The organism is Oleiphilus sp. HI0086 (assembly GCF_001635225.1).
The window spans coordinates 1-789 of the sequence record NZ_LWFZ01001099.1 but is presented as its reverse complement, the minus strand read 5'-3'; the positions used below and the strand labels follow the sequence as shown (position 1 = coordinate 789).

Here is a 789-nt window from a genome sequence, read left to right as displayed (position 1 = left end):
TCTGTAGTCGTCAGTAATGCCAGCAGTGAAGCTTACTCACAAGAAGCCTTGGTCTCGGTTAACTCTCTACCTTCTTCACTCGAGCTAAGCTGGTCTGCGCCAAGCACACGTGAAGACGGCAGCGCACTGGAAAGTAGTGAAATTTCAGCATATGTTATCGAATATGCTTATAACAACACCGAGCTAAACCAAAGCATTCGTATTAACAGCACAGGTAGTGAGACCTACAACTACATAATCAGCGATGTGCAATCAGGAACAATGTACCTGCGTATTGCAACAGTCGATAGCAATGAGATTCAAAGCCAATTCTCTGAAACGATTTCTATCGACATCCCTTAAAGCACTTGTTAACGCTATTCAGCCACAGAGGTGAATAGCGTATCTCCTCTCCTTAGCTAGAAGTGTTGGCATACGCGACTCTTAGTTATTACCAAACTTCCTAGGCCTGTTAAAACGCCAGAAGTCCATTTCCTCTTCCCTTTGAATCGTAACAGCTTCATGCTCAAAGTATTTTTGCCTAAGCTCGGCAAGAGACTCATCAAGCTGTTCTGCATCAAGGCTCGCCACCAATTCAGCTCGCTCAGCCATATAGGCGTAACCAGTTTGCCATCTCGCCTCACGTTCTTGGTCCTTTGCAGCAAGTGTTTCAATTTGCTCTTCTGAATAACCTAACTGGCGCCGAATATTATCTATCTCTATCTGTCGCTCTTCAGCAGGCATTTCAGACAAACCCTTTTGAACAGAGCTAAGGTTAAAAAAGGCTCGAGAGATTACCCCTTCACTAAG

General features: G+C 44.6%; 2 protein-coding genes. One reads left to right on the top strand and one right to left on the bottom strand.

The window, feature by feature from the left end:
- A partial coding sequence (locus A3756_RS27990) for a fibronectin type III domain-containing protein (RefSeq protein ID WP_197481396.1) occupies positions 1 to 342 on the top strand: 342 nt, incomplete at its 5' end.
- Positions 343 to 423: 81 nt separating this feature from the next.
- Here the strand turns inward: A3756_RS27990 and A3756_RS27985 are convergent.
- Positions 424 to 789 (bottom strand): hypothetical protein (locus tag A3756_RS27985; protein ID WP_197481395.1); only part of this gene is annotated, 366 nt, incomplete at its 5' end.